Annotated in this window: 12 protein-coding genes; 11 read left to right on the top strand and 1 reads right to left on the bottom strand. The window is 40.3% G+C overall.

Annotated elements, in window-relative coordinates; all coding sequences use genetic code 11:
* The first annotated feature begins 35 nt into the window (after positions 1–35).
* The gene (gene apcB / locus IQ246_RS03535; protein ID WP_162399879.1) at positions 36–521 is read left to right on the top strand and encodes an allophycocyanin subunit beta; all 486 of its coding nucleotides are present in this window, start codon (positions 36–38) and stop codon (positions 519–521) included.
* A gap of 230 nt (positions 522–751) precedes the next feature.
* On the top strand, positions 752–958 hold the full coding sequence (locus IQ246_RS03530; protein WP_162399880.1) for a phycobilisome linker polypeptide: 207 nt from the start codon (positions 752–754) through the stop codon (positions 956–958).
* Positions 959–1035: 77 nt separating this feature from the next.
* Here IQ246_RS03530 and IQ246_RS03525 read toward each other — a convergent pair whose 3' ends face one another.
* Positions 1036–2040, bottom strand: coding sequence for a hypothetical protein (locus IQ246_RS03525; protein WP_194000163.1), 1005 nt, complete (start codon positions 2038–2040; stop codon positions 1036–1038).
* 744 nt (positions 2041–2784) lie between these two features.
* Here IQ246_RS03525 and IQ246_RS03520 point away from each other — a divergent pair.
* The 9 genes from IQ246_RS03520 to IQ246_RS03485 all read left to right on the top strand — a co-directional run bounded on the left by IQ246_RS03520 (position 2785) and on the right by IQ246_RS03485 (position 12010).
* Positions 2785–3555, top strand: a complete 771-nt coding sequence (locus tag IQ246_RS03520; RefSeq protein ID WP_194000162.1) for a class I SAM-dependent methyltransferase — start codon at positions 2785–2787, stop codon at positions 3553–3555.
* Positions 3552–4280 (top strand): TenA family transcriptional regulator, encoded by a 729-nt coding sequence (locus tag IQ246_RS03515; RefSeq protein ID WP_194000161.1) that lies wholly within the window; start codon positions 3552–3554, stop codon positions 4278–4280. The genes IQ246_RS03520 and IQ246_RS03515 overlap by 4 nt, the downstream gene beginning before the upstream one ends.
* A gap of 205 nt (positions 4281–4485) precedes the next feature.
* Positions 4486–5037: a heme NO-binding domain-containing protein gene (locus IQ246_RS03510; RefSeq protein WP_194000160.1), complete on the top strand. Its 552-nt coding sequence runs from the start codon at positions 4486–4488 to the stop codon at positions 5035–5037.
* A gap of 10 nt (positions 5038–5047) precedes the next feature.
* The gene (locus IQ246_RS03505; RefSeq protein ID WP_194000159.1) at positions 5048–6499 is read left to right on the top strand and encodes an ATP-binding protein; all 1452 of its coding nucleotides are present in this window, start codon (positions 5048–5050) and stop codon (positions 6497–6499) included.
* Between the two features lie 252 nt (positions 6500–6751).
* Positions 6752–7954 (top strand): FtsW/RodA/SpoVE family cell cycle protein, encoded by a 1203-nt coding sequence (locus IQ246_RS03500; RefSeq protein ID WP_194000158.1) that lies wholly within the window; start codon positions 6752–6754, stop codon positions 7952–7954.
* Between the two features lie 95 nt (positions 7955–8049).
* Complete coding sequence (locus IQ246_RS03495; protein WP_194000157.1) at positions 8050–8871, top strand: class I SAM-dependent methyltransferase; 822 nt, start codon at positions 8050–8052, stop codon at positions 8869–8871.
* A gap of 192 nt (positions 8872–9063) precedes the next feature.
* Positions 9064–9186 (top strand): DUF6760 family protein, encoded by a 123-nt coding sequence (locus tag IQ246_RS31185; protein ID WP_339379315.1) that lies wholly within the window; start codon positions 9064–9066, stop codon positions 9184–9186.
* On the top strand, positions 9183–10709 hold the full coding sequence (locus tag IQ246_RS03490) for an FHA domain-containing protein (protein ID WP_194000156.1): 1527 nt from the start codon (positions 9183–9185) through the stop codon (positions 10707–10709). The genes IQ246_RS31185 and IQ246_RS03490 overlap by 4 nt, the downstream gene beginning before the upstream one ends.
* Positions 10710–10861: 152 nt before the next feature.
* Positions 10862–12010 (top strand): alanine--glyoxylate aminotransferase family protein, encoded by a 1149-nt coding sequence (locus tag IQ246_RS03485; protein WP_194000155.1) that lies wholly within the window; start codon positions 10862–10864, stop codon positions 12008–12010.
* Positions 12011–12292: the final 282 nt, after the last annotated feature.

Below are 12292 nucleotides of genomic sequence, written 5' to 3'. Positions count from 1 at the left end.
AATTGCAATACGGTTGGAAATAAGGAATTAACAACATGCAAGACGCAATTACCGCTGTCATTAACTCTTCGGACGTTCAAGGTAAATATCTTGATACATCAGCTTTAGAGAAGCTGAAAGGCTACTTCTCCACTGGCGAACTGCGGGTACGTGCTGCTAGCACCATCAGCGCTAACGCTGCGGCGATCGTCAAAGAAGCTGTAGCAAAGTCTTTGCTATACTCTGATATCACCCGTCCAGGCGGCAATATGTACACCACTCGTCGCTATGCTGCTTGCATTCGCGATTTGGACTACTACCTCCGCTATGCTACCTATGCCATGTTAGCTGGCGATCCTTCCATCTTGGACGAGCGCGTGCTAAATGGCTTGAAGGAAACTTACAACTCCTTGGGTGTTCCTGTCGGTGCTACCGTACAAGCTATCCAAGCAATCAAAGAAGTAACTGCCAGCTTAGTAGGTTCTGATGCCGGTAAAGAAATGGGCGTTTACTTAGACTATATCTCCTCTGGCTTGAGCTAAGAGCTAGTTAGTTTGCGCTTAAGAATTTAGGTGCGGCTTTATTAAGGTCTGGAAATCAATCGTGAGTGCTAGAGCGTTTTATTGCTTATCTTGTTAAATTATCAGTGATGAGTGTTAGCGGTCTAGTATTGATGCTTGATTTCCAGCCTTGGAATAATTAATTAAAGATTTGCACTCAAGATTTTGAGATAAAAAAAGTTTCCATAAACACCACAGGAGATTCTTAGATCATGTCCCGTTTGTTTAAAATTACTGCTCTTGTTCCTAGCCAAAGCCGAATTCGTACCCAACGCGAACTACAAAATACCTACTTTACCAAACTGGTTCCTTATGAAAACTGGTTTCGTGAACAACAACGTATTCAAAAAGCAGGCGGCAAAATAATCAAGGTGGAATTGGCAACTGGCAAGCAAGGCGCTAATGCTGGATTGCTGTAATAGTTTTATATCGAAATTATAAGGAATTATTAAGAGGTCGAGAAAGACCTCTTTTTTGTTGGGCGTGTTTTTGAAAGTCAAAAGTCAAACAACTTTACAAGGCGATACCCGCGAGTATAAAGCGGAACTGGAGCGCCCGTATTCTGCTTATTCTTACTCTGTTCAACAGTTTCATCAAAGACAATTAGCGTTTCTTTACCAACTTTTAGCCAGTCTTCATAGGGCACACTCATATCTTCTTCAACACCACCAATACTAGGCGCTACCATTGCCCGGTAGGCTTCATTGAATTTCCTACGAAACCGGAAATCTAGTGAAATTCTCAAACCCTCAGTCTTCCGTCTCACTGTTTGATGTAATCCACGAGCATCATTAAAGTACATCGTACCGTGTTGTAGTTGTGCATCGGTGTAAGAGACAACCATTGGAATATCTCGACCTTCATCGAAGTCAGACATTACCCGCATAGCCTGTAGTTCCATTTCTCGTGGCATTTCACCCGCTTCGATGGTTATATTATCGATGTCGCCAAACAGTGGTAGAACCACCACAGTAGCGTCAGCAGCAACACCTGCCCACACATCGCTATGGCATTTGGAACTAGCAAAGGGTAAACGCAACCTAGTTGCGTCAGTCTTACCATAAACCATGCGGAGATTTACTGGTAAATCCACTGCATCGATTAGGTCATTTGCTCCTAGTTGGTAGAAAGCTTCGGCAACACTCTTTTGAAAGAGGTTAAATGCCAAAGCGTGTTCTCGCTTGGGCATCAAAAGACCAGTACCAGTATAGTTGGGCAAAGAATTTCTTGCTTCTAGTAGTCGTTGAAGCATTTGAGCTTCTGATAGAATGATCGGACTATTCAGACAAGCACATATATAACCCGCAGCAGCAACGCGAATTTGCTGGAATAACTCAGGCCTTAATGTGTGTTCAAACAGCAGTCGATACTGCTGCCTTGTGGCGACCCTATTAGCAAGCTCATCAAAGAGTTGATCGCCAAGCTGAGAGAATGCGATCGCGCGCTCATATTGTAAGCGATCGCACACTGGATATTCTAGTAACCTTTTTTCTAACATCATCTCTTTTAAAAGTTTTTCTAAATTAGCGAAGTAACTTATGCATTCAAAATAGTTCGTTTTAAAAACGAATTATGTTATTACAAGTTAACAACTTTTTTATCTATATAAATCGTAAAATATACTGCTTTGTACTCTTCTTTTTTTGAAAATAAAGTGAGCATTTTTAATTTAAGTAAAATTAAGATAAAGTGTAATTTAATTTCTGAAATTAAACAAACAAAATGTGAAGTAAATGATTTTTTATAAAACAAGAATTTATGAAGAAAAATTATATTTAATCGTTTTTACTTTAAGAAATTAACAGCATCATCATATACAGGTTAATCATTTCTTTTAAAAGACTGCTTTCTAGCTGCAAAGTTAGCAGTTAGACAAAAATCGGTAAATTTAACATTAGCAACAAAACCAGCAGATGTTAAAACCTAAATAGTTCAATTAATCAACTTTGATATTGTATTGACTCTTTGTACAGTGTTACTAAATAGAACACAAACAAATTTAGTCTCGATGATTTTTTATAGCAGGTAATCTTTATCCACAACTTCAATAGGATTACAGTACATCTATAGTAATCCGATTTGATTCGTGAACTGACTCGTAGAGACAGGGAATGGGGGATAGGGAATAGGGAATAGGGAATAGGAAAAAAGGAGTTAGAGGTGTATGCAGTTTTTTCAAAAATTAAATAGGAATCCTATAGGTGCTCAGATAATTACAAGCAAAATGTCAAAAAAATAATTAAAAATGTCAATTTTGAACCATAAAAACTCAACTAGAAATCTATATAATCGTACGGCATCAGAGTGGATTAGAGGAGAGCCTAGTTCCCTTTCAGACTTTACGGCACGCCCTTTTGTACTAGAGCTTTGTGAGCCTGTTGCTGGATTGCAAGTACTAGATATAGGTTGTGGTGAAGGTTATTGCAGTCGAGAATTACGCCGACGAGGCGCTGCACGAGTGCATGGAGTAGACCTTTCCCAAAGCATGATTGCAGCAGCAAGCTTACAAGAAGCAGAAGATACCCTAGGTATTAGCTACGAAGTAGGATGTGCTACCGACCTCAAGCAGTTTGATGATGGCGAAATTGACATAGTTGTTGCAGTTTTTCTATTTAACTATTTGACAATTGCTCAGACCGAAGAATGCATGGCGGAAGTTGCGCGCATTCTTCGTCCCGGCGGTCGATTTGTATTCAGCGTTCCCCACCCATCTTTTCCATATATGCGAGAAGCTGCATATCCGTTTTATTTTCAAGTTGAGGGTACAGGCTACTTCAGCAAGCGAGACCAACAGTTTCCTGGTCGTATTTGGAAACGAGACGGTTCTTGGCTAAATGTTCAATTGATTCACAAAACTCTTGAGGATTACTTTAATGCCCTTAAGAATGCTGGCTTTAATACGATGCCAATTCTACAGGAACTGCGTGTGACACCAGAACATATCGCTATAGATGAATCATTCTTTAGCTCTTTACTTGACCAACCTCTTCATTTAGCCATACAAGTATCACGATGACACAGATATCTTCTCTTGTTAAAAATTCTTTCCGTGAAATAACAGATAATCATCCTCTATGGAATCATGAGTTCCTAACCCGCTGTCGTACTGGAAATTTATTTCTACCAGACGTACAACTATTAGCTGTTCAGATGTATAAATTCTCCAAAGAATTTAATCGTATCCTAGCTAGTATCTTGTCGTGCTGCCAAGATGAAACTACTCAATTAGTCATTTTGGAGAACCTATTTGACGAAATGGGACAGGGAGATGTAAATCAGTCCCATCCAGAGTTATTTCGTCGGTTTACCCGCGCACTTGGTATTGACGATAAAACTTTAACAGCACTGTCCACTGCACCTGAAACTCTTGCTCTAATTGAGACTTACTTAAGGATTCCACATCAGTACGGGTATTTAGCTGCACTGGGTGCTGTCTGTTATGCTTCCGAAGGAATTGTTAGCTCCTTGTATACGCAACTATACAAAGGAATTGTAGGTGCTACTCCCTTGCCCAAAGAATCCTTAATCTTTTTTGAAGTCCATATTAATGTGGATGATAGTCATGCAGCAAAGCTAGCAGCCGTAATTGAACCTCGTATCAGCATGAGCGAGGAGGATATCAAGGTGAAGTTGGCCATTGTTGAAGCAATGGATGCTCGTGTCCAATTCTTTAATGGAATTCAGCGTCAAATCTCTAAATCTAGCTTGTCTCCTAATTCATCGCTTCTTGTTCATACTTAGTATAAATACGGATGCATTTAGGCTAGCTTGTAGCACTAGAATCCAGGGATGTTACTCTATTTTTTCCAGTTTTTAAAGCTCTAAATAAGACGTATTAAGGCTCGATTACAGAAACACTTGTAATTTAAATAACCTTTTTAGGATATTGGTTATTAAATTCAAATTCTTTGGACAAAAAAGTTAGGTGCAATAAAAGGAGGTTTCCATGTACGGACTAGTGAACAAGGCGATTCAAGACATGGTGTGCAGTCACTTTGGCGAAGAGATTTGGAAAGAAATTAAGCACAAAGCAGAAGTAAACGTAGATGTCTTCCTGAGTATGGAAGGCTATCCTGATAACATCACCCACAGGCTGGTAAAAGCTGCTAGTGTGGTGCTGAGTTTATCTCCTTCAGAAATTATGCAAGCCTTTGGAGAATTTTGGGTTCAATACACAGCCCAAGAAGGCTATGGCGAAATGATGGATATGAGTGGGGATACACTACCTGAGTTTTTAGAAAATCTTGACAATCTTCATGCTCGTGTGGGAGTTAGCTTTCCTAAACTCGAACCTCCATCATTTGAGTGTACTGAGATGGAGGAAGATTCTCTGAATTTACACTATCGCTCTAGTAGAGAAGGACTGACACCAATGATTCTTGGGTTAGTTAAGGGATTGGGAACAAGGTTTAATACTGAAGTCCATGTTACCCAAATCCAGAGTCGGGATGAGGGTGCTGAACATGATGAATTTTTAGTGCTTTATAAATCAAATTGAGCGCAGTAGCATGGCTCTTCCTCACCTTACTCTTTCGCCAGAGTTGCTGGCGAAAGCTTTTCCGTTCCACTTTGCATTTAGCCGTAATCGGGAAATTTTACAAGCTGGTGATGTTTTAGGACGCATTAGTCCTGAACCATTAGTTGGTAGACTGATTGAGCAGCATTTTCAAATAAATCGTCCAAAAATTCCGATCGATTTTGATGTAATTAATAAACAGTCCCGTGCTCTGTTTATATTGGAGTTTCTAAACAATGGAATGCAGTTAAAGGGTCAGATGATGTATGTACCAGAGCAGGACGTAACATTTTTTTTAGGTTCTCCCTGGATTACAGATACGAATAGCCTCGCTCCCTTAGGTATCAAACTCAAGGACTTTGCGATTCACGACCCAATTGTTGATTTCCTTTTTCTACTGCAAGCTCAGAATACTGCTTTGACTGATGCCAAAAAGTTAACGAAAGAACTGAAACAGCAAAGGTCACAATTACAAAGTGCTCTGCAAATCAAGGAGAATTTAGCAGAAATTGCTGAGGCACAGGCTAAAAAATTGGAAAAATCCCTCAGGGAGCTACAGCAAACTCAAGCCCAATTAGTTCAAGCCGAGAAAATGTCCAGTCTGGGGCAATTAGTTGCGGGAGTAGCTCACGAAATTAACAACCCTGTTAACTTTATTTACGGGAATTTAAAATATGCAAAAGATTATACGCAATGTCTGTTGAAGCTTATGCATCTTTACCAACAGTTTTATGTCAATCCTGTGTCAGAAATTCAAGATTACATCGAGGCGATTGATTTAGGTTTTTTACTAGAAGATTTACCAAAAATCCTACATTCAATGCAAGTAGGAGCCGAACGTATCGCGGAAATTGTGTTATCCCTTCGGAACTTCTCTCGTCTTGATGAAGCGGAAATGAAAAAGGTTGATATCCACCAAGGACTCGATAGTACTTTGCTGATTCTACAAAATAGGTTCAAGAATAGCGTTGATCATCCAGGCATCAAAATAGTTAAAAATTATGGAAATTTGCCTTTAGTAGATTGCTATGCTGGTCAATTAAATCAAGTATTTATGAATATTATTAGTAATGCTATTGATGCGCTCGAAAACTATAACACTCAACGCGCGATCGCAGAAATTCATGCTAATCCTAATACAATTACAATTACTACAGAAGTCATAGAAAAAAAGTGTGTTGTTATCCGAATTGCTGATAACGGTTCAGGAATGACAGAAGCCGTTAAGGAACGACTGTTTGATCCATTTTTCACAACTAAGCCTGTAGGTAAGGGTACAGGATTGGGTTTATCAATTAGCTATCAAATTGTAGTTGAAAAACACGGGGGAACACTGAGATGTGTATCAAAACCTGGACAGGGAACTGAGTTCTGGGTTGAAATTCCCTCACCTATAGATGGCCAAGCAGTGAATCGCGTTACATCATTGAGTTTTGTTAAATAAATATCTTGAGATCAAGTTTAGTCACCAGAATATAACATCTACAGGATACCTTCTAACTGAAGCCCTAGACGATAGTAGCCAAAGCTCTGGTAGAAAAAGCAGTACGTCGTGATTACACAAACGGAGTTCGCGCGAGCAAACTCCATAGCATCCTTTTTCAATGTCAGCGGTGCATCGTATTATAAGTTATGACTTATCAGTTTTATTTCTAACTCTTAACTCATAATTCCTAACTTTTTACCTGTACTGTTCGTGAATCTACGTAGCCTAATTCCAATTTTTGGTAATTCCGTCTCCGCCTGGGCATTAGAAGCACGGTTGTTGCGCTGGCTAACATTGATTTGGCTGTTTGTCGGCTTAATCATGCTATTCTCAGCATCCTATCCTGTCGCTGACGCCCGTCATGATGATGGATTGTATTATTTCAAGCGTCAAGTCATTTGGGTCTTAGTGTCCTTAGTTGGATTCAACATTATTGTTAATCTCCCCTTGCAGAAAATTTTGGGGTCATCCCATTGGTTTTTGATGCTATTTTTGGCATTAATTTTCGTCACATTGATACCAGGATTAGGAAAGAAAGCTTTTGATGCAGCCCGGTGGATAGCCATCGGGCCAGTTCCCATTCAACCCTCGGAATTAATTAAACCCTTTTTGGTGCTGCAAAGCGCACGGCTTTTTGGCCAATGGGAACGAATAAGTTGGCGGGTTCGCTTTACCTGGCTGGGTATTTTTGGTTTTGTACTTTTAGGAATTATTGCCCAGCCTAACTTGAGTACAACAGCACTTTGCGGCATGACTATTTGGTTAATTGCCTTAGCAGCTGGATTGCCTTACAAGTACTTAGGAGGAACAGCAATCGGTGGAGTGATGTTGGCAATACTTAGTATTAGTGTTAAAGAATATCAGCGTAAGCGGGTAATGTCATTCCTCGATCCTTGGGCGGATGCTACAGGGGATGGCTACCAGTTAGTGCAAAGTCTGCTAGCGGTAGGTTCTGGGAGAACATGGGGTGCTGGATATGGTCTTTCTCAACAAAAGCTGTTTTATCTACCAATTCAGGATACTGATTTTATTTTTGCTGTGTTTGCCGAAGAGTTTGGCTTTGTTGGCAGTATGGTGTTGTTAACACTCTTAGCTTTATTCGCCACACTCGGATTAATTGTGGCACTGAAGGCTAAAAATCCAGTGCATCAACTAGTGGCGATCGGTGTAACAATTTTGATGGTTGGGCAATCGTTGCTGCATATTGGTGTTGCCACAGGTTCTCTACCAACCACCGGCTTACCTTTGCCTATGTTTAGTTACGGTGGTAATTCTATGATTGCTAGCTTGGTGGCTACTGGATTACTGATTAGGGTTGCACGCGAGAGTAGTGAAGCTGATGTAGTACCGTTACGAAAACCCTCGTTTGAAAATGGGCGCAGGCGGCGGATATTTCAGAAAACCAAGAATTAAGCTAGTTGTTCACCAATAAAAATCTTTCTCTAATTTGCCAATCTTCAAAAAGGCGTTTTATGCTTGCTTGATGATGCACTACTCGTAAGTAGATTATGGAAGATCTAAAACAAACAATAATCAGCTACTCTAGCAGAGACCTCGAACAACGCAAAAATTGGTATTCTCCAGCTGCGGAAGCTTACAACAAAGCAAGACCACGCTATCCTGAAGATTTGATTCACCAAGTTGTAGAGATTGCTCAACTCTCCACTGACTCAAAAATTCTGGAAGTTGGATGTGGCCCTGCAACTGCAACGGTAGCCTTTGCTCAATTGGGTTGCTCAATGGTCTGCTTAGAACCCAACCCAAATTTTTTTCAGTTAGCTCAACAAAATTGTCAATTGTATCCGAATGTAGAAATTCAGAACACATCTTTTGAAGAGTGGACACTAGAGGTTGAAAAATTTGATATTGTCTTAGCAGCAACTTCTTTTCATTGGATATCACCAGAAGTTGGATATCCAAAAGCGGCAAATGCCCTAAAAGAGAATGGTTACTTGATTTTATTGTGGAACAAGGAACTACAACCTTGCTACGAAGTGTATCAATCCTTATCTGAAGTATATCAAGTATATGCTCCAACTCTCAACAGATATGAAGACCAAAAAACTCAAGAAAATATCTTGAGAGGTTTAGGAAAAATGGTCATCGATTCAGGGCAATTTAAAGACTTAATATCCGGTCAAGTTACGTCAGAAGTTAGCTACACTGTCGATGAATATTTAATGCTTTTAAACACTTATTCGCCGTACATAAAGTTAGAACCACATAGTAAAGAAGTCCTGTTCTCGGAATTGAAGAATCGAATCGAAGATGACTTTGAAGGTAGTCTTCATCTCTCATATATCTCTGCTTTTCACATTGCAAAGAAATAGCCTGTCACATTTTTGGTAAGATGCAGCATAAGATTGTGCTGACAGTTGTAAGTGATTAAACAGATGAATTTTGCTTATGAATGCAGGAATTAAATTTATCAATATAACAGGGTTGTGGTAAACTCGCTATTGATGATTTTATAGCTCAGTTTAAGTAAGTATTTACAAATCTGCGGACTGCATTGGCTGAGAGTGGTGCAAGTCTTGATTGCTAATTATTTCTACTGGTCGCAAGACGATATTTTGAATTTAGAATACAGTAACCGTCAGTGTTGGGTGAATAAAATCAGTAAAATTAACCACAAATTAATATGAAAATAAAAGTTAGCTATTCACCAACTGTAAATGAAGTAAATGAAGTTGACCTGGTTTTAGAAACTACAATAAAGGGAGAATGGGTGATAGGTCGCGCTCCTGATTCTGATGTAGTGCTAGACAGCCCTGATGTCAGTCGGTTACATGGAAAATTCTTAATTGAAGGTGGAAATTACTACTTTTGTGATCTTGGCAGTAGAAATGGCTCAATAGTTAACGGAAAACAGGCAGAAGAAGATCAATCATACATTTTGAAAAATGGGGATATTATCGAGATCGGAGATTATGTTCTGGTAGTGGAAGCACTCAATCCCTTGTCTGAGCAATTGCCAGAAACAGTATCTGAAATTATAGATACTTCTCTATTTTCTACATCAGGAACGACTGAAAATTTCAAAAGTTCCAATATTGCCAATCCAGCAACAGCAGGAGTTAATGATGATTCTGCTGAAGTATTTAATCAAACTATAGGTGAATTAGAAACTTCGGAAATAGTCAATACTGCTTCCTCAGAAATTAGCGAAAGCTCAAAAGTTACTTTTACTCAGCCTGATGATGTCATTCCAGTTTCTGAGACAATAACTACCCCTGAAGATCTAATTCAACCACCAGAGATGGTAAGCAAAGTTCCAGAAGCTGTTGGTGATGAAGTTGGGGATTTAGGTACATCTGTTGCAGAAGAAATCACCATAGATGTTGACGAGTTAGAAGTTCTGGAAGCTATCAACAATGAACTTATGGTTTTTGAGACAGCACTTGCAGCAGAAGCTGACTTTGTGCAACCACGTGAGATGAGCCGAGCATCTGAAGAGGAAAGTACAGTCCTAGAAGTTATTAGCTCTGAAGCTACAGATTTAGATATATCTAAGAAAGTGAGCGAAGTTTTTGAGGTATTTACTGCACACAATGACACAATTAAAGCTCAGCCAGAAGTTTTGGAAGTATTCAGCAATCAATATATTGATTTTAGTACTACACCCAGAGAAGAAGTTAGTGTAGGCTTTGGTGAGGTAGCTGTCAATTTTGTTCCTGCAAAGGGAAGCAAAGTCTTTGAATATACTGATTTGCATTTAGAGACAACAGAGGAAGCTTTGTCTGATGAGATTGCAGAAGCAGCAAATGTTGGTGACTATCCTCAAATGGTCACTCACAGAAATATAGTGCTCATAGCTCACGAAAGTAAAAAATCACAACTTGCCGAATTTGTTGCTCAGTATCAAGAATTTTTCTCGCAGAGCTTCACAATCACTTGGCCATCTGTTAGTGAAGTTTTACATCAACAGACAGGTATAACTATCAGTCAAGAAATTTCAGCAGCAACATCTGGAGGATATCTAACAATTGCTTCATTAGTTAGCTCAGGAGATGTTTTAGCAGTTATTTTCTTGAGAGATTTTCTGCAACCTCAGCCTAATCAAGAAAGTGAAGAAGCGCTGCTGAGAATATGTAACATTAATCAAGTTCTACTTGCAACTAATGTTCCAACAGCAGAAGCGATCGTACATCATATTATAGGTTTATAGGTTGTTTGAAAAGTCCTCAGCGAATATAATTTGCTACTACACAACCAAAGTCCACAGAGGTGGACTAACACCAAATCAATTGACTGTTAGTTTCACAACCAAGTCTGCGATCGCTCTATGATCCGGTAAGTATGATCTAACAAGGATAAATTATGACGCAAACAATTGCAATTAACGACAGTCAGCGCTTGCAACTTGCGCCTTTAGAAATACCATCCCGCCTGCTACTGGGGCCAGGGCCCTCAAATGCCCATCCCACAGTTCTCCAGGCGATGAATACTTCCCCTGTTGGGCATCTTGATCCAGCTTTTCTGGCACTGATGGATGAGATTCAATCCTTGCTACGCTATGTATGGCAGACAGAAAACCCATTGACTATTGCAGTCAGCGGGACGGGAACGGCTGCTATGGAGGCGACAATTGCTAATGTCACAGAACCTGGTGATGTGGTTTTAATTGGTGTAGCTGGTTACTTTGGAAATCGCCTGGTTGATATGGCTGGGCGATATGGTGCCGATGTACGAACTATTACAAAAGCTTGGGGACAAGTCTTCACCTTGGAAGAACTCCGAACTGCTGTAGAAACTCATCGTCCGGTTATTCTGGCTCTAGTTCATGCTGAAACCTCTACTGGCGCACGTCAACCCTTGGAAGGAGTAGCTGAGGTGTGTGCTGAATTTGGCACTCTGCTACTGGTGGATACGGTGACGAGTTTGGGTGGTGTCCCCTTGTTTTTAGATGCTTGGGGAGTTGACTTGGCCTATAGCTGTAGCCAAAAAGGTTTGGGTTGTCCACCCGGTGCTTCGCCTTTTACTATGAGTCAGCGTGCAGTTGAGAAATTGCAGCAGCGCCGCACAAAGGTTGCGAATTGGTATTTAGATATGTCGTTGCTGGGCAAATATTGGGGTACTGAACGCACCTATCACCATACAGCACCTATTAACCTTTATTATGCATTACGGGAAGCACTGCGTTTGGTTGCAGAGGAGGGGCTGGCAAACTGCTGGCAGCGTCATCAAAAGAATGTAGACTATCTTTGGGAAGGTTTGGAAGATTTAGGACTAAGTTTGCACGTCGAGCAAGAGTTCCGGCTACCAACGCTTACTACTGTGTGCATTCCACCCGGAGTAGATGGTAAAGCAATTGCACGGCAATTACTGAATGAATATGGTATTGAAATCGGTGGTGGTCTTGGTGAGTTAGCTGGTAAAGTCTGGCGGGTTGGACTGATGGGTTTTAACAGTCGCAAAGAAAGTGTTGACCAACTTTTAGCTGCATTGCGGCAGGTTTTACCTAATTAAGCTGTTACGCAAATAAATTTGCATAGTCACTCATGAAGAGTGTCAAGTGTCAAGTGTCAAGTGTCAAGGCTAATCTGGACTCTGGACTCTGGAATGCGTGACTATTTAAACTAAAAGATGTTCAATTTAGGTGCGCTACAGCTTAATTCTGGTGTGATTTGGTGCGTTACCTGTTGTTAACGCGCCAAATAAAATGAGCGATCGCGGCAGTATTATTTATGAATCAATGGGCATTGGGCATGGGGCATTGGGCATGGGGCATGGGGCTGTCTCTTATACANA

Source organism: aff. Roholtiella sp. LEGE 12411, from assembly GCF_015206995.1.
GTDB lineage: Bacteria > Cyanobacteriota > Cyanobacteriia > Cyanobacteriales > Nostocaceae > Komarekiella.
The sequence above is the reverse complement of the archived record's forward strand: the minus strand, read 5'-3'. Positions and strand labels throughout refer to the sequence as shown.

Coding starts and splice junctions, on each gene's coding strand:
- IQ246_RS03505 (WP_194000159.1), top strand. CDS start 5,048: ATGGCTCTTCCTCACCTTACTCTTTCGCCAGAGTTGCTGGCGAAAGCT.
- IQ246_RS03495 (WP_194000157.1), top strand. CDS start 8,050: ATGGAAGATCTAAAACAAACAATAATCAGCTACTCTAGCAGAGACCTC.
- apcB (WP_162399879.1), top strand. CDS start 36: ATGCAAGACGCAATTACCGCTGTCATTAACTCTTCGGACGTTCAAGGT.
- IQ246_RS03490 (WP_194000156.1), top strand. CDS start 9,183: ATGAAAATAAAAGTTAGCTATTCACCAACTGTAAATGAAGTAAATGAA.
- IQ246_RS03515 (WP_194000161.1), top strand. CDS start 3,552: ATGACACAGATATCTTCTCTTGTTAAAAATTCTTTCCGTGAAATAACA.
- IQ246_RS03520 (WP_194000162.1), top strand. CDS start 2,785: ATGTCAATTTTGAACCATAAAAACTCAACTAGAAATCTATATAATCGT.
- IQ246_RS03485 (WP_194000155.1), top strand. CDS start 10,862: ATGACGCAAACAATTGCAATTAACGACAGTCAGCGCTTGCAACTTGCG.
- IQ246_RS03525 (WP_194000163.1), bottom strand. CDS start 2,040: ATGATGTTAGAAAAAAGGTTACTAGAATATCCAGTGTGCGATCGCTTA.
- IQ246_RS03510 (WP_194000160.1), top strand. CDS start 4,486: ATGTACGGACTAGTGAACAAGGCGATTCAAGACATGGTGTGCAGTCAC.
- IQ246_RS03530 (WP_162399880.1), top strand. CDS start 752: ATGTCCCGTTTGTTTAAAATTACTGCTCTTGTTCCTAGCCAAAGCCGA.